This window comes from Amycolatopsis sp. NPDC102389 (assembly GCF_044765885.1).
Taxonomy (GTDB): domain Bacteria; phylum Actinomycetota; class Actinomycetes; order Mycobacteriales; family Pseudonocardiaceae; genus Amycolatopsis.
Window position 1 is genome coordinate 68,855 of sequence record NZ_JBIWKX010000027.1, and the last position, 14,751, is coordinate 83,605.

General features: G+C 69.7%; 13 protein-coding genes. 7 read left to right on the top strand and 6 right to left on the bottom strand.

Translation table 11 applies throughout. The features are described 5' to 3' along the window. Positions 1 to 119: 119 nt before the first annotated feature. Positions 120 to 905 carry an aminotransferase class IV family protein gene (locus ACIRGA_RS22760; protein ID WP_400944150.1) on the bottom strand — a complete coding sequence of 262 codons (786 nt, stop codon included), beginning with the start codon at positions 903 to 905 and terminating at the stop codon, positions 120 to 122. Between the two features lies 1 nt (position 906). Further along, positions 907 to 1,764 (bottom strand): peptidylprolyl isomerase, encoded by an 858-nt coding sequence (locus ACIRGA_RS22765; RefSeq protein ID WP_360132256.1) that lies wholly within the window; start codon positions 1,762 to 1,764, stop codon positions 907 to 909. 157 nt (positions 1,765 to 1,921) lie between these two features. On the opposite strand from ACIRGA_RS22765, the gene ACIRGA_RS22770 reads away from it, so the two are divergent. Together ACIRGA_RS22770 and ACIRGA_RS22775 are read left to right on the top strand one after the other, a co-directional pair. Further along, positions 1,922 to 2,530: an MBL fold metallo-hydrolase gene (locus ACIRGA_RS22770; protein WP_400944153.1), complete on the top strand. Its 609-nt coding sequence runs from the start codon at positions 1,922 to 1,924 to the stop codon at positions 2,528 to 2,530. Continuing rightward, the gene (locus tag ACIRGA_RS22775) at positions 2,530 to 3,186 is read left to right on the top strand and encodes a hypothetical protein (RefSeq protein WP_400944155.1); all 657 of its coding nucleotides are present in this window, start codon (positions 2,530 to 2,532) and stop codon (positions 3,184 to 3,186) included. Before ACIRGA_RS22770 ends, ACIRGA_RS22775 begins: the two co-directional genes overlap by 1 nt. A 211-nt stretch (positions 3,187 to 3,397) precedes the next feature. Here ACIRGA_RS22775 and ACIRGA_RS22780 read toward each other — a convergent pair whose 3' ends face one another. The 3 genes from ACIRGA_RS22780 to ACIRGA_RS22790 all read right to left on the bottom strand — a co-directional run bounded on the left by ACIRGA_RS22780 (position 3,398) and on the right by ACIRGA_RS22790 (position 6,161). Further along, positions 3,398 to 3,658 (bottom strand): hypothetical protein, encoded by a 261-nt coding sequence (locus tag ACIRGA_RS22780; RefSeq protein ID WP_400944157.1) that lies wholly within the window; start codon positions 3,656 to 3,658, stop codon positions 3,398 to 3,400. Between the two features lie 83 nt (positions 3,659 to 3,741). Next, positions 3,742 to 5,142 carry a YibE/F family protein gene (locus tag ACIRGA_RS22785; RefSeq protein WP_400944159.1) on the bottom strand — a complete coding sequence of 467 codons (1,401 nt, stop codon included), beginning with the start codon at positions 5,140 to 5,142 and terminating at the stop codon, positions 3,742 to 3,744. Positions 5,143 to 5,183: 41 nt separating this feature from the next. Further along, on the bottom strand, positions 5,184 to 6,161 hold the full coding sequence (locus tag ACIRGA_RS22790) for a GlxA family transcriptional regulator (protein WP_400944161.1): 978 nt from the start codon (positions 6,159 to 6,161) through the stop codon (positions 5,184 to 5,186). A 98-nt stretch (positions 6,162 to 6,259) separates the two neighbouring features. Between ACIRGA_RS22790 and ACIRGA_RS22795 the strand changes: the two genes are divergently transcribed. Continuing rightward, positions 6,260 to 6,970 carry a DJ-1/PfpI family protein gene (locus ACIRGA_RS22795; protein ID WP_400944163.1) on the top strand — a complete coding sequence of 237 codons (711 nt, stop codon included), beginning with the start codon at positions 6,260 to 6,262 and terminating at the stop codon, positions 6,968 to 6,970. Positions 6,971 to 7,057: 87 nt separating this feature from the next. Further along, on the top strand, positions 7,058 to 10,024 hold the full coding sequence (locus tag ACIRGA_RS22800) for a BTAD domain-containing putative transcriptional regulator (RefSeq protein ID WP_400944165.1): 2,967 nt from the start codon (positions 7,058 to 7,060) through the stop codon (positions 10,022 to 10,024). Between the two features lie 175 nt (positions 10,025 to 10,199). On the opposite strand, the gene ACIRGA_RS22805 is transcribed toward ACIRGA_RS22800, so the two are convergent. Next, positions 10,200 to 11,318 carry an erythromycin esterase family protein gene (locus ACIRGA_RS22805; RefSeq protein WP_400944167.1) on the bottom strand — a complete coding sequence of 373 codons (1,119 nt, stop codon included), beginning with the start codon at positions 11,316 to 11,318 and terminating at the stop codon, positions 10,200 to 10,202. 425 nt (positions 11,319 to 11,743) lie between these two features. Between ACIRGA_RS22805 and ACIRGA_RS22810 the strand changes: the two genes are divergently transcribed. The 3 genes from ACIRGA_RS22810 to ACIRGA_RS22820 all read left to right on the top strand — a co-directional run bounded on the left by ACIRGA_RS22810 (position 11,744) and on the right by ACIRGA_RS22820 (position 14,612). Then, positions 11,744 to 12,601: a helix-turn-helix domain-containing protein gene (locus ACIRGA_RS22810; RefSeq protein ID WP_400944169.1), complete on the top strand. Its 858-nt coding sequence runs from the start codon at positions 11,744 to 11,746 to the stop codon at positions 12,599 to 12,601. Positions 12,602 to 12,668: 67 nt separating this feature from the next. Beyond that, complete coding sequence (locus ACIRGA_RS22815) at positions 12,669 to 14,180, top strand: CHAD domain-containing protein (RefSeq protein ID WP_400944171.1); 1,512 nt, start codon at positions 12,669 to 12,671, stop codon at positions 14,178 to 14,180. A 75-nt stretch (positions 14,181 to 14,255) separates the two neighbouring features. Then, positions 14,256 to 14,612 (top strand): STAS domain-containing protein, encoded by a 357-nt coding sequence (locus tag ACIRGA_RS22820; RefSeq protein WP_400944173.1) that lies wholly within the window; start codon positions 14,256 to 14,258, stop codon positions 14,610 to 14,612. The last annotated feature ends 139 nt before the right edge of the window (positions 14,613 to 14,751 follow it).

A 14,751-nucleotide genomic window follows, 5' to 3' on the forward strand; every position in this document is an offset into this window, starting at 1 on the left:
GGGGGGGGGCCCACCGGCTCGCCCAGCGGGGGGGGGGGTGGGGGGCGCGGGTGTTGGGCTGGCCCCCTTGGGGGGGGGGGGTTTTGGTGAAACACCCCAAACCGCCACTCACGACCTCGTTAGATCTCGTCCCAGGGATTGCTGTCGTACGCTTCGGTGAGGATCCGGCTCGTTTCCGGAGCGAACGGCAGCACGACGTCGTCGACCGACGCCACCGGCCAGCCGACCGACTCCGAATTGGTCAGGAACATGGCGTCGAACCCCGGCAGCTCGGCCGGGCGGACGTCGCGGACCTCTTGCGGGATCCCGTTCCGCTCCAGGCCGCGTCGCACGAGCTGCTGGGTGATGCCGTCGAGTACCGGGGCCTGCGGCCAGACCACCTTGCCCCCGTCGAGGAACCCGACGTTCCAGATCGACGCTTCGCTGACCCGGCCCTCGTAGTCGATGAACAGCGCGTCGTCGTACCCCGCCATCTTCGCCTCACGTGTGTGGTGAAGCAGGCCGAAGGTGCCGACGTGCTTGACCTCCGGAAGCACCCGTTCATAGCGCACGGACCGCAGGCGCAGCGGCGTCATCTCGTGCTCTTGCGGCGGGCCGACCCGGACGAGGACGTCCGGCGCCGCGGGTGCGCCGGGATCGGACCAGTCCATCGCGCGGGAGAAGATCAGCACCCGCACGGACAGCGCGTCCGCACCACGGACGGCCTGCCGCACGTACGCGCGCACCGCGTCGGTGTCGAGTTCGCTGCCGAACATGCGCCGCGTGCTCGTCACGAGCCGGTGAAGGTGGACGTCGAGGCCGCGGACCTTGCCGTCGCGGACCTGCATCGCGGTGAAATGGCCGTAACCGAACGCGCCCGCCAGGTCTTCCGACCGGGCGGGCGCGCCGTTGATCTCCAGCTTCACGTCAGGCGTTGACCGTGACGCCGGTGAACTTGACCTCGGTGTTGGGCGGGCCGGTGCCGTCGCCGTTGCCGGCCTGCGCGTTCGCGCCCGCCTTGGCGACCTTGTCGAGCACCTTCAGGCCCTCGTCGGAGATGCTGCCGAAGACCGAGTAATCCGCGGGCAGCTCCGCCTCGCCGTAGACCATGAAGAACTGGCTTCCGCCGGAGTTCGGCTGCTGCGTCTTCGCCATCGCGAGGATGCCGCGGCCGTACTTGATCTCCTTGAACGCCTCGTCCGGCATCGTGTAGCCCGGGCCGCCCATGCCGCTGGCCTCGGGGTCGCCGCACTGCAGCATCTGCAGGCCGGTGGTGCCGAGCCGGTGGCACTTGGTGTCGTTGAAGTAGCCCTGCTGGGAAAGGCTGATGAAGCTCTGCACGGCGCACGGGGCGAGCGCGCGGTCCAGCGTCAGCGGGATGTCGCCCGCGGTGCTCTTCAGCACGACGTTCACCGTGCCGTTCGAAGAGACGTCCTTGCCTTCCGGCTTGTTGACCTTCTTCGACGCCTGCTTGCTGGCGTCGTCCTTGTAGTCACAGGCCACCGGGTTCGCCAGCGGCGTCGGCCGCTTCGGCATCGGAGCGCGCTCCGTGGGGATGGTGACCTCGGGGGTCGGAGGAGCCGAGCTCGGGGAAGCGTCGGAGGCGGCATCGTCACCACTGTTACTGCTGACGATCCACCACACCGCGCCCGCCACGATGGCGACGACGCCGACGACCGCCACCGAGCCGACGATCCTGCGCCGCTTGGCCTTTTCGGCCCGTCGCACGATCTGTCGCTCGAGCTTGCGCTTCGCGGCTTCGCGGCGCTGCTGGTTGGTCGGCACCCGCCCTCCCGGTTTCCACTCGATGTTCACACGTCTGAGGTGGGGGAAGTCTATGGGCACAGGCTGTGAGGCCCCCGTACAGGGGCCGCTAGGCTTACTTGATCGTGATCAGGGCCATCCTGTCACCTGTTCGGCGGAAGATCTGAGGAGGCGTTTCGTGCTGGTTGTCGGTTTTCCGGCAGGCCCCCTCGAAGCCAACTGCTACCTGCTCGCCCCGGACGGCGGCGGTGAGTGCGTGATCGTCGATCCCGGGGAAGACGTCGCCGAGCCGCTCGAGGCCGCGCTCTCCCAGCACGGCCTGACGCCTGTCGCGATGCTCGCCACCCACGGCCATACCGATCACGTCGCCTCGGCGGGCGAGGTCGGCGCGCGCCACGGGATACCTCTCTATCTGCACGAGGCGGACCGGCCACTCCTCGGCCAGGACGCCGGTCAACGGAAGGACGGGATCGTGCCACTCGTCGATGGCCCGCTGAGGCTGGCCGGGCTGGAGATCACGGTGTCCGGCACACCGGGGCACACCCCCGGCTCGGTGGTCTTCGGGTCGACCTCCGCCGAGGGCGGCCGGATCGTGCTCACCGGGGACAGCCTGTTCGCCGGTTCGATCGGCCGGTCTTCCGGTGACGGCGGTGAGCTCGTGCGCTCCCTCGGCGCCAAGGTGATGACGCTGCCCGACGACACCGTCGTCCTTCCGGGCCACGGTCCGGCCACCACGATCGGCCAAGAGCGGGCGGGAAACCCGTTCCTGGCCGGGACGGGCGTGTGATGACCGAGCCCGCCGGGGCCCCGGAGACCCCCGAACGTCTCCCGCTGTTCCACGACGACCCCAAGCTCCGTCGCAAGCGCGGCTGCTCCAGCGTCGCCGGCGTCGTGATCTTCGCGGCCGCGTTCGGCGGGATCGCCGGGCTGATCGGTGGTGAGATCGCCGGGCTCGTGGTCGCCGGGGTGATCGCGCTGCCGCTGCTGTACGTCATGTTCTACAACCTGCGCCGCCGGGTGTGGCTCGAAGACGACACGCTCATCGTGCGGACCTGGGGCGTGCGGCGGATCGACCTGACCGCGGCCGAGCGCATCGACCTGGTGATCAGCGACGTGCGCGGTACCCGGACGGTCAGCCTACTGGTCAACGCGGGCAAGCGTCGCAAGGTCGCGAAGGTCGACATGGCCGTGTATTCCGGCGCGGGCGGCCGCGAACTGGGCATCCTGCAGCTGCGCAAGCTGGCGAACGCGCTGCTGAACAACACCGAGGCGAACGGCCTGGTGTTCTCGGAACTGCTGGTGGCGCAGCTGAAATCGGAGGCGCGCGGCGACGCGGCGGCGGAGCGGCCGCTCTACCGGCTGGCCTCGGCGGCGCCCGCCGGGAAGTACATCCAGCGGTTCACGATGGAGGCGGTCAGCCGGTTCGTGGCGACCCTGGACTGAGCCGCGGCAGGCGGTCGCAAGTCCGTGAAGGACCCCTTGCCTACCCTGAAGGTAGGGAAGGAGGCCTTCACGGACTGCGCGCGAAGGGCCCCTTCCCTCGGCTCAGCCGTGGGAACTCGACGTTCACACCTTGCAGGGGCGGGCAAGCGCGGCGGTGGCCTGGTGGTCACCTTTCGTGAGTGGCGATTCGGGTTCTAACCGTCCTTACCACTCACGAGGCCTCGGTGCGGGTCTCCAGTTTCTCCAGCCGGGTCTTGATCTCCTCCAGCTGGTAGACGATCTCCGGCAACTCGCCCGCGGCGAACGTCGCCAGCCGCTCCGAGTGCTTGAGCGTCGCCCGCACGTCGTCGAGCGCGGCGGCGATCTTGGGGACCGCCTCGACGGCTTCGAACGTCGAGACGAGCACGCGCCGCGCGACGGCGGTCAGCTGTCTCGGGACGGCGAACACGTCGAACATGGCCCCTCCGATCACGCGGCGAACCTCGGGTGCGGCCCCTTCGTACCCGACTCCGGCCCGTGATCGCGCGGTGGGCTCGCGCTTTGGGGCGGCTGTGACTACAGGGACTCTTGGGGCTCTCGCGAGGCGATCAGCGCCGCCAGCACGGTGGTGACCGGGACCGCCGCGACGATGCCGACGCTTCCGGCCAGTGTCCGCACGATCTCCTGGGCGATCTCCTCCGCGCCGAGGATCGAGCCGAGCCCGACCCCGGAAAGCGACGTGTACAGCAGCACCGGCAGCGCCGCGCCCGCGTACGCCATCACGAGCGTGTTGACCGCCGAGCCGACGTGGTCGCGGCCGATCCGCAGGCCCGCGCCGTACAGCTCACGCCAGCCGAGCGCCGGGTTCGCCCGCCGGAGTTCCCATACCGCGCTCGTCTGCGTCACCGTGACGTCGTCCAGCACACCGAGCGCGCCGATCACGACACCGGCCAGCAGCAGTCCCCGCGCGTCGATCCCGTGCCCGAGTGAGCCGATCAGCTGCGATGTGCTGTCGTCGAGCCCGGTCAGCGACGCGGCGGCCGAGAAGATCGCCGACAGGACACCGATCAGGACCAGGCTCACCAGGGTGCCCAGCACCGCCACCGAGGTTCTCGCGGACAGCCCGTGCGTCAGGTACAGCGCGACGAACATGATCGCGCCGGCGCCCGCGATCGCCACCAGCAGCGGACTTTCGCCGGCGAGGATCGAAGGCAGCACGAAGAGCGCCAGCACCAGGAAGCTCAGCCCGAGCGCGATCAGCGCGGCGAGCCCCCGCCAACGGCCCAGCACGATCACCGCGAGCGCGAACAACCCGGCGAGCAGCAGCAGTGGCGTACCACGCTGGAAGTCGACGATCTGGAACGACGCGGGATTCGCGACGTCTCCGCCGTTGTAGGACAGCACCACGTCGTCGCCCGCGGCGAATCGCGGCGTGCTCGGCTCGATGGGAAGCGTCAGCTTCAGCGGCTTCCCGGACGCGGGGCCGTCGGTCATCGTGAGCTCGCTGGTGAGACACGGTTTCGCGTCCGGCGGCGGCTCGCCGACCTGTACCTGACCTTCGGCAAGGCACGGTCCGGTGATCGTCTTGGTGATCGTCGCGCTCACCGGGGTCCCTTGGGGGAAGGCGCTTTTCACCGGATCCTTGCCCCACGGATAGAGCAGGATCATCCCGGCGACGGTCGCGACGGCGAGCGGGATCAGCAGCCACATCAGCAGCAGGCGTACCCGGCGCGACGCGGGCGCCGCCGGTCCGTGCCCGTGCGAGTGCCCGTGGCCGACCGGTTCGGGTTCTGGCTTCGGCTCGGCGGCGCGACGTCTGCCCGGTTCGGCCTGTCTCGGCCGCTGGGCCGGGGGACGGGGGCGCCGCGGGCCCTCGGGGCGCGGCGAACGGGACGTTCCGGGCGAACGATCGGACGGGGTGTCCGTTACCCGGCGAATCGGGCCGGTGTCGTCGTCGGAGAGGTCGCGGCGGTTCACCCGCACATCCTCCACAGTGCGCGCCGGGTGGTGCACACGGCCTAGCCGAACGCCTGCCGGAGGTGGACACGGCGATAGGCCGAAGGCGGGGTGTCGAAGTGGTCGAGGAAGGCTTGGCGCAGCGTCTCGGTCGAACCGAAACCGCATCGTCTCGCGATCGAGGTGAGCGGAAGTTCGGTGCCGCACAACAGTTTCGCCGCGTTCTCGGTCCTCGCGGCCCGCACGTACCTGCTGGGCGTGGTGCTCAGGTGCGCGTCGAACAACCTGGTCAGCTGCCGGGTGCTGATCCCGGCCCGCTCGGCGAGGACGGCGGTGCCGAGATCACCGGCGAGGTGTTCGGCGACGTACGCGGTGATGTCGCGGACCAGCCGGTTCTCCGGTGGCGGGCCGGACAGGAACATGCTCACCTGCGCCTGGTTGCCCGGCCGCTGCAGGTAGGTCACGAGCATGCGGGCGACCTCCCTCGCGACGCTCGGGCCGTGGTCCTCCTCGACGAACGCGAGGGTGAGGTCGATCCCGCTGGTGACGCCCGCCGCCGTGTAGACGTTGCCGTCGCGCACGTACAGCGGCACCGGGTCCACGTTCACCTGCGGATAGCTCGTCGCGAGCCGGTTCGCGAACCGCCAGTGGGTGGTGGCGCGGCGGCCGTTGAGCAGGCCGCACGCGGCGAGCACGGTGGCGCCGGTGCACACCGAGGCGACACGACGGCTCTGCTGCGCGAGCCTGCGGACATGGGAGACCATCCTCGGATCCGCCGCGGCGGTCTCGTGGCCGGTGCCGCCCGCGACGATCAGCGTGTCCAAGTCGCCGGAGATCTGGTCGAGCCGGTGCTGTGCCTGCAGGGTCAGGCCGGACTCGCAGCGGATACCGCGTCCGTCGACGCTGGCGAGCATGATCTCGTACCCCGGCTTGCCACCGAGTTTGGTCGCGGCGTCCAGAACGTCCGACGGACCGGCGATGTCGAGCAACTCGGCGTTGCTGTAGCCGACGATCAACACTCGTCTGGGTGAACCCGGCATGATCGAACGCTACCAGTAGTGCCCGGCCGTCGGACGTTGTTCGCAGGAATCCGGACATCCGGGCCACCGCGGTCCCGCCCCTGCGACACCGTTGTCCCATGACAGACGACAAGAAGACGATCGCGTTCGTGGTGTATCCGGGGATGACCCCGCTCGACATGGTCGGGCCGCTGACCGTGCTGGAGGGGATGGCGAGCACCGCGCAGGAGTACCGGACGGTCGTGGTCGGCGAGACGAAGGAGCCGGTCACCACCGATAACCCGCTGAAGCTCGTGGCGACCCACACCTACGACGAGGTCCCGTCGCCATACGCGCTGCTCGTGCCCGGCGGCGCCGCGCCGACGCTCAAGGCGCTCGCCGACGAGAAGCTGGTCGGCTATCTGCGGAGCGCCGGGGCGAACGCGGAACTCGTGACGTCGGTGTGCACGGGTTCGCTGCTGCTGGGGCAGGCCGGCCTGCTGCAGGGCCGCAAAGCCGCGACGCACTGGATGTTCCGCGAGCTGCTGGGCGCGTTCGGCGCGGAACCGGTCGCCGAACGCTGGGTCGAGGACGGGAACGTGATCACCGCCGCCGGGGTGTCGGCGGGGATCGACCTCGCGCTGCATCTGGTCGAACGGCTCGTCGGCGCCGAGATCGCCCGCACGATCCAGTTCGTCATCGAGTACGACCCCGAGCCGCCGCAGGGGCCGCTGGACTGGTCGAAGCGGCCGTACGGGGACCTCAAACCCTTGCTGGAGCACACACTGAACGACGCGCTCGCGGACGAGCCCGCGTTGCGGGACAGGCTTCTCGCGCACACGGGGAAGTAAGGGGGACGGCCATCCGGGTGAGAAAACGCCGACTCGGGGACAGCGCCGGGTTACATTCGGGCCATCCGTCCAGGTGATAGGTGGTTCGTGGAGTTCAAGGTGCTCGGCCCCCTCGCGGCCTCGGTCCCGCTGCCGTCGGCGGCTCAGCCCCGTCGGCTGCTCGCGGTGCTCTTGACCCGGCCGAACGAGTTCGTCCACCGGGACACCCTCGTGGACGAGCTCTGGCCGCAGGGTCCGCCGTCGAGTGCCGCGGCGGTCGTGCAGATGGCGGTTTCCAAGCTGCGCAAGGCGTTGTCGCCCGGCGTGCCGGTGGACGACGAGCGGCAGCGGCTGCGATCCGGCCGCAACGGCTACCGGCTGACCGTGTCCGAAGGAGAGCTGGACGTCACCGGCTTCTCTGAGCTGACGGCCGCCGCCGCAGGGGCGACCGGTGACGAACGCCGGGCGTTGCTCGAACGGGCGCTGGGGTTGTGGCGCGGCCGGGCCTTCGCCGACGTTCCGGTCGGTCCGCTGGTGGAGGCACACCGGCTGTGGCTCGAAGACCGGCGATGTTCGGTGCTGGGCAAGCTCGTGGAGCTGGACCTGGCCACCGGTGACCACAAGGCGGTCGCGGACCGATTGGGGCCGGAGCTGGCCGCCCGGCCGGGTGACGAACGGCTCGCCGCGTGGCAGGCCGAGGCGTTGCACGGGCTCGGGCGGCGGGACGCGGCGCTGGCCGTACTCGACCGGTGTCGCCGGGCGCTGTGGGAGCACGCCGGTGTTTCGCCGGGCGACGACCTGCTCGCGGTCCACCGCCGGATCTCCGGAACCGGCTGGTCGGCGGGCGGTGCGCCGTGCCGTCTGCCGGCCGCGACACCGGATTTCACCGGCAGGGCGGAAGAACTGGCAGACGTGGGACGCGCGCTGCGGACTCCCGCGCCGATCGTGCTGCACGGCGCGGCGGGAGCGGGGAAGAGCGCGCTGGCCGTCCAGGCCGCGTGGCGCGTGCGCAAGCGGTTCCCGGACGGCCAGCTCGTCGCCGACCTGCGTGAACCCGGCGACGTCCTCGCCGGGTTCCTACGCGCACTCGGCCTTGCGGACGCGGAACTGCCCGCCGACCGGGCGGGGCTGATCTCCTTGTGGCAGAGCCATTCCGCCGACCGGCGGCTGCTGGTGATCCTCGAGAACGGCCGGTCCGAGGCCGAGGTGCGGCCGTTGCTGCCGAGCGGTCCCGCCTGCGCGACGATCGTCACGACACGACGGCGGCTGGCCGGTCTCGTCGGCGCCAGGCCGATCGAGGTCGGTGCCCTGTCCGACGAGGACTCGCGGACGCTGCTCGGCGAGGTCGCCGGAACCGCGCGGTTGTCCGCCGAACCCGACGCCGTTCGCCGGGTGCTGGCCTGCTGCGACGGTCTTCCACTGGCGGTGCGGGCGGCGGGGATGAAGCTGCGGCAACGGCCCCGGTTGAGCGTCGCCGAGTTCGCGACCCGCCTGGAGAACGAGCGTCTGCGCCTCGACGAACTCGCCGCCGGTGACCTGGCCGTCCGTCCCGTGCTCGCCGACGCCCTCGCCGAGCTTTCGCCGCGACAACGGAATTCCTTGCGGTCGCTCGGTTTTCCCGGCGCCACCGAGATCGCCGACTGGTTCGCGACGGCCATGCTGGGCGGTCCGTCCCGCGAGGCGGCCGCACTGCTCGACGAACTGGTGGACGACCACCTGCTCCACGCCGAACCGGATCAAGCGGGTTTCGTGCGGTACCGGCTACCAAGGCTGATCCGGCTCGCACTCCGGGAGCCGCCGGATCCCGGAGCCCTCAAACGCGCGCTGACGGTCATGGCGGCGCTGGCCGAACACGCTTCCGCCGCGCTCGGCGCCGCGTACCCGCCGTCACGGCGCGCCGACGTCCCGGCGGCCGTTTCGGACCGCGTCGCGGCCGACCCGGTCGGCTGGCGTGCCGCGGAAACCGCGAACCTCGCGCTCGCCGTCCGTACCGCGAAGAACCATGGCTGGACCGGGTTGGCCATGCGGCTGGCCGACGCCTACAGCGATCTCGTCGGCCCCCGGAACGGCGGTTCTCCCGCCTGGCTCGGATTCGGCATCGTGCGCGATCGCCTCGATCTCCCGGCGGAGGCGGAGAAACTGCTGAAGCTCGGGCACGCCCACGCCGACGCGGGGGATCTGGCCCGGGCGAGGACCTGTTTCTCGTTGGCGGAGAACAGGTTCCGCTCCGTGGGCGATCAGCCGGGCACCGGGGCCGCACTCGTCGCACTCGCCGACGTCGACGCGGACTCCGGCCGGACCGGTGCGGCGGTCCACGCGCTGCGGGAGGCGCTGGACCTGTTGCGGGACTGTGGTGACCTCGCCGGGCAGGCGATGGCGTCGGCCCAGTTCGGGTCGCTGTGGGACGACCTCGGCGACTTCCGCCGGGCGAAGGAGTGTTTCGACGCGAGCCTGCTGCTTTCGCTCCATTGCGAGGACGGGCAGCAGCACGACAGGTCCGCCAAGCGGTACGCCGACGTCCTGCGACGGAACGGTCGTGTGGACGAGGCCGGTGCGCTGTTGACGAGCGCCCTGATCGGCACGCGAAGCTCGCGTGAACGCCATTGGGAGGCCCACGTCCTCCGGAGTCTCGGTGATCTCCACGCGAAAACCGGCGACGCGGGGGAGAGCGAGCGCTGTCTTTCGCGGTCACTGGAGCTGTTCGAGGACGTCGGGCACCGGCATGCCGCCGCCTACACGCACCGAAGCTTCGGCGAATCCTTGCGTCTGGCGGGTGAACACGGTCGCGCCGCCGAGCACCTTAGCCTGGCGATGGGTACCTTCCGGGAGATCGGAGACCGCCGGGGCGGCGGATACGCCTTGCTCAGCTTCGGACGTCTACGGGCCGACGAAGGCATCGCGACCGAAGCCGCCGAAGGCCTCCGTACCGCGGCGGGACTGTTCCGGGAACTGGGATTCCCGGTGTGGGAACTACGTGCGCTCCAAGGTCTTTCCGCGGTCGACAAGAGCGGACGCCAGCGGGATCAGGCTCGTGAAGCGTTGACGAAGATCCGCTTCGGGGCGACTCCGGCATAGCCCGGCGGGGGAACGACGGCCGCGGCGTTTGGCGAAGTTATGGCGACGGTGTGTTGACTGCTGCTCGAGTGAGCGGACTTCGCGCCGCCCCGAATTCGCGGAACTGGGGGTGGCGGCGCGTACTCGTGGCCGGGTGACGCCTTCAGAGGGCAGGAGGCGTCACCCGGTCCGCCGGCTAACCGCGGACGTGCAGAATCGCGTCCGCGTCGTTCAGGAGCCCTTGGTCGAGCGGGAAGTAGCCCTGCCGCGGCGTGGTATCGGTCCGGACGCTGGCGGGCGGGACATCGGAGGCGGGGAGCAGACCCCAAGCCGTGGTGACGTGCTTCTGCAGGAACCCTTCATAGGTGTCGGGCTCCGGCTCCTCGAGCCCGATGGCCTCGCTTCGGCCGAGGCCGGTCGCGACGAAGGTGTAGCGGTCGCCGAGCAGCGGTGCCACCAGCGCGCCGGCGGGGAACCAGGTGGTCTCCGTCCCGGCGACCCGCATCGTGCTCGCCTGGCGGCGCAGATGGAGGTTGTGGGCGAAGACCAGCGTCCGGCCGCGACCGGCTTCGGCGGCGCGGATCTCCAGCAGATTCCGTGCCATGAAGGCGTCCCTGGTCGCGACGAGGGGCGCGTATCGCTCGTGCGGCTCGAGCGGTTCGGCGCATTGCCGGTGGTAGCGCAGCAGATCGATCCCCGCCATGAGGTGGATCTCGGCCCGCGACCACTCGTCCGTGGCCGGTTCGGGTTTCCGGGCGCGCAGCGCGGTGAGCAGTTCGGCCGCGATCGCGCGCAGCCGGTAGGCATCGGCCGTGGCGCCGGGTGAGGAAGCCGCGTCCATGACGGCTTCCGTGCGGCTCCAGCGTTCGTCGTCGCCCGCCGGGCCGGCGATGTCCACGTCGAGCCCCAGGAAATCGCGGGCGTGCTCGAGGTAGCGCCGCGGGCTGGGCGCGGACGTGTTCTCGGTCTGGGTGTCGAAGCCGTGGAACGAAAGGCGCTCCTCGGGAGGCCGGTTCTCGTTGTACTCGCGCATCCACGCGATCAGTCGCCTGTTCGCCTCCACGCCGCCGAAGACGTGCGAGAAGCCTTCGCTCATCGCGAGGTCGAGGGTTCCGGTGCCGTCTTGGACGAAGTCGTTCGCGACGAGCGCGGCCACGCGATCCGTTTCGAGGGCGATCGAGCGGAAGCCGCGGTCGACCAGCTGGGCGAACAACTCGTTGCGGACCTCCGCGAAGACCGGGGTCGCGTGCGTCGGCTCGCCCAGTGCGAGCAGATCGCAGGAGGGGGTCACGAAGTCTCGGATGTCTTGACTCATGAGGTTCAAGCATATCGTTGATGTTCCGGTTGAAACTTCGGTTCACCTTGCCTGGTGGTTTGGTGTCAGAGTCTCAAACCGCGCGTCAGGTGTCGGTCACTCCCGGGGGCTCGGCTCGCCCGGCGCGGTTGGGGGTCCCTGCCGCCGCGACGTCCGTGAAGGCCTCCTTCACTACCTTCAGGGTAGGCAAGGAGGCCTTCACGGGCCGCCCTGAGGCTGCGGTACCGCAAGAAATCCACTTCCGAATAACTGGCTCTCCTTTCTTTCTTCCGCTATAAAGCTTTAAAGAACCCTTCGCGTGCGAAGGCGCTTCGCTTGCGAAGTAGCGTTTCGCATAGGTGCGCGAGCGCAAGTTATCAGCACTTGAGGTGAATCACCGCGTGGCAATCGCCGCGCGGCCGGAGTTCGGCCCTACTTTGTCCCGCATGGTTGAGAAGGATTCGACGGCGCGGACCCGGGAACTGGGCCACCGCATGAGGGCGTTCCGGCAGCGAAGGCACTTCAGCGGAGCCGACGTCAGCCGCCGTAACGGCTGGTTGCAGAGCAAGGTCACGAGGTGGGAGCAAGGGCTGCGCGAGCTGTCCGTGGTGGACGCGGCGCTGTATCTCGCGACCTGCGGCGAGGCGGAGCCCGAACGCGACCTGCTGCTGGAGCTGACGCAGCCCGGCGGCGACCTGTACTGGGTCCGGCCGTACTTCGACGAACTCGTCGACCCGATGAAATCCCTGGAGATCCAGGAAAACCTCGCGCATACGCTGGTGCGCTACGAGTCGTTGACGCTCCCCGGGCTGCTGCAGACCGAACCGTACGCCCGCACCGCCTTCGAACTGATCGGCAACCGCGACCAGGCCCAGCTGGACAAGGTCGTGAACGCCCGGATGGAACGGCAGCGGTTGCTGCGGCGGGATCGTCCGCCGCGCTGCCGGTTCTACGTGCACGAGCGCGCGTTGCGGTCGGTCGTCGGCGGTCCCCGGATCATGCACGAGCAACTGCTCCACCTCGTCCTTTCGGCGAACCTGCCCTATTGCTCCATTCGCGTCGTCCCCGAAAGCGACGAAGTGGGCAGGGTGATCGAGAATTCGTTCACCATCATGGAATTCACGGAACATCCGGCGGTGGTGTACACGGATTCCTATGCGGCCGGGGTGTTCATCGACGACCGGGTGGCGGTCGAAGCCTATTATTCGCTCGTCGCGAGGTTGGAAAGCGATACGCTGACCGAGGAGAGATCACGGCAAATGCTGGCCGAATGGGCGGACCGGTACGACCGGATGGAGGAATGACCCGCCAGGGGTTTCCCGCCGCCTCTTCGCGGGGTAATCCTTCCGGGTAGCCGAGGAGAAGGAGTTCGTGGTGACGAAGACGCAGGGTGGTGCCCCGGTCGCCGAGTCGGAGATCGAGCGGAAGTACGACCTGGCGGCCGACAGGCCCATCCCGCCGCTGGTTCCGGCCGGTCCGGTGACGAGCCAGGCCGATCCGAGGGTCGACGTCCTCGACGCCACGTACTTCGACACCTCAGACTTCCGGCTCGCCCAGGCGGGTATCACGCTGCGTCGGAGGCTCGGCGGAAGCGACGAGGGCTGGCACCTCAAACTCCCGGCAGGGGAGGACAGGCGCGAGGAACTCCGCCTCCCGCTGGCGGGGAAGCCGGACAAGGTCCCCGGCGCGCTGGCGAGGCTGGTCCGGGCGCACACCCTCGGCGCCAAGCTCGTGCAGGCCGCGCATCTGCGTACCGAGCGCACGTCGTACGCCTTGCTCGACGCCGAGGGTCGCGAGCTCGCGACGTTGACCGACGACGTCGTCACCGGCGAGGCGGGCGGGGACAAGGCGCACCTCGACCGCTGGCGGGAGATCGAGATCGAACTCTCGCCGGGCGCCGATCCCGAGGTGCTCCAAAGCCTGGATCAGGCGGTCGTGGAGGGAGGCGCCGAGCGGTCGAGGTGGCCGTCGAAACTCCGGCGGCTCACCGACGAGCTGGTGCCCTCGGCCAGGGGAGCTTCGGGCTCGGTGCTGGCGGATTACCTCGCCGCGCAGCTGGACGCGCTGCGGCGCAACGACATCGGGGTCCGCCGGGACGTCGAGGACGCCGTACACCAGATGCGGGTCGCGAGCAGGCGGTTGCGGAGCGGTTTGAAGACCTTTCGCCGTTCGCTTGGCGCCGATGTCGCGAACGGGCTCGCCGAGGAACTCCGCTGGCTCGGTGGCGAACTCGGGCCGGCGAGGGACAGCGAGGTGATGGCCGAACGCCTTCACAGCGAGGTCAAGGCGCTCCCGGCCGAACTGGTGCTGGGTAACGTCGAGCAGCTGATGACCCGGCATTTCGCGCGCGAGGCCGAAGAGGCCAAGGCGCGCGCCGTCCGGGCGCTCGACAGCAAGCGGTATGTGAAGCTGTTGCGGGCGCTGGAAAAGCTCGTCGAAAAACCGCGGAAGATCAAGGACGACAAGAAGGAACTGCGCAAGGCGGTCTCTCGGTCGGAGCGGAAGCTGCGCAAGGCCGTGGCCGCGGCGAGTGGGCTGAAGCCCGGCGCGGAGCAGGACGCCGCCCTGCACGGGGTGCGCAAGAAGGCCAAGCGAGCCCGCTACGCGGCGGACGCGGTCCGGCCGGTGACCGGCAAGAAGCTTCGAAAATGGCGAAAGAACGTCAAGGCGGTGCAAAGCACGCTCGGCGAGCACCACGACATCGTGGTCAGCCGGGAGGTTCTGCGGCTCCTCGGCCTCCGCGCCTACGCCGAGAACGAAAACGCTTTCACCTATGGGCTCCTGCACGGGCGTTCGGTCGCCGACGCCGAGGCCGCGCACCGGCGCTTCGCCGGGGAATGGCAAAAGATGGGTAAAGGTTCGCGCCCGGGATGGCTCAAATGAGGTAGCCCGGGTTGACCTCCAGCCGTCGCTGAGTACCGTCGAGGGAACTTGGTGGTCTGGAGAGAGGCGCCCCCAATGTTGCCTGGCCAGCGCGTACCCGGCGAACAGCCGCCCCTGGCCGTGAGCACCTGCCGCCGCAAAGACGGCGTCCTCATCCTCACCGCGGTGGGGGAGATCGACGCGGCGACCGTCGGACGCTTCCGCACCGAGCTCAGTGGCGCCTGCGTCAAAGGAAAGCACGTGATCCTCGACCTCTCCGGCGTCGGATTCCTCAGCTGTGCGGGGTTGCAGGCACTCGAGGAGGCCAACGCGGCGTCGCCCAGGTTCTCGGTGATCGTGAAGACCCCTTTGGTGTCGCGGATTCTGGACGTCAGCGGAGTCGGAGCCGACCTCGACGTCCGGTGGGACGTCGAGGACGTGAGTATCTATTGAGAGGTAAGGCAAACGTGGCATGGTCGGTGCGGGTGGGTCGTGGGTGGGGGGGGGGGGGGGGGGGGCGAGAAGCACCCCAAACCCGCCCCCCGGCCCCCGGGGCGCCGACGCAATCGCACGAAGGAGCGACCGGCGCGAG

Excerpts from the sequence above, each read along its gene's own strand:
- ACIRGA_RS22775 (WP_400944155.1), top strand. The coding sequence starts at position 2,530 with ATGACCGAGCCCGCCGGGGCCCCGGAGACCCCCGAACGTCTCCCGCTG.
- ACIRGA_RS22790 (WP_400944161.1), bottom strand. The coding sequence starts at position 6,161 with ATGCCGGGTTCACCCAGACGAGTGTTGATCGTCGGCTACAGCAACGCC.
- ACIRGA_RS22795 (WP_400944163.1), top strand. The coding sequence starts at position 6,260 with ATGACAGACGACAAGAAGACGATCGCGTTCGTGGTGTATCCGGGGATG.
- ACIRGA_RS22805 (WP_400944167.1), bottom strand. The coding sequence starts at position 11,318 with ATGAGTCAAGACATCCGAGACTTCGTGACCCCCTCCTGCGATCTGCTC.
- ACIRGA_RS22810 (WP_400944169.1), top strand. The coding sequence starts at position 11,744 with ATGGTTGAGAAGGATTCGACGGCGCGGACCCGGGAACTGGGCCACCGC.
- ACIRGA_RS22820 (WP_400944173.1), top strand. The coding sequence starts at position 14,256 with ATGTTGCCTGGCCAGCGCGTACCCGGCGAACAGCCGCCCCTGGCCGTG.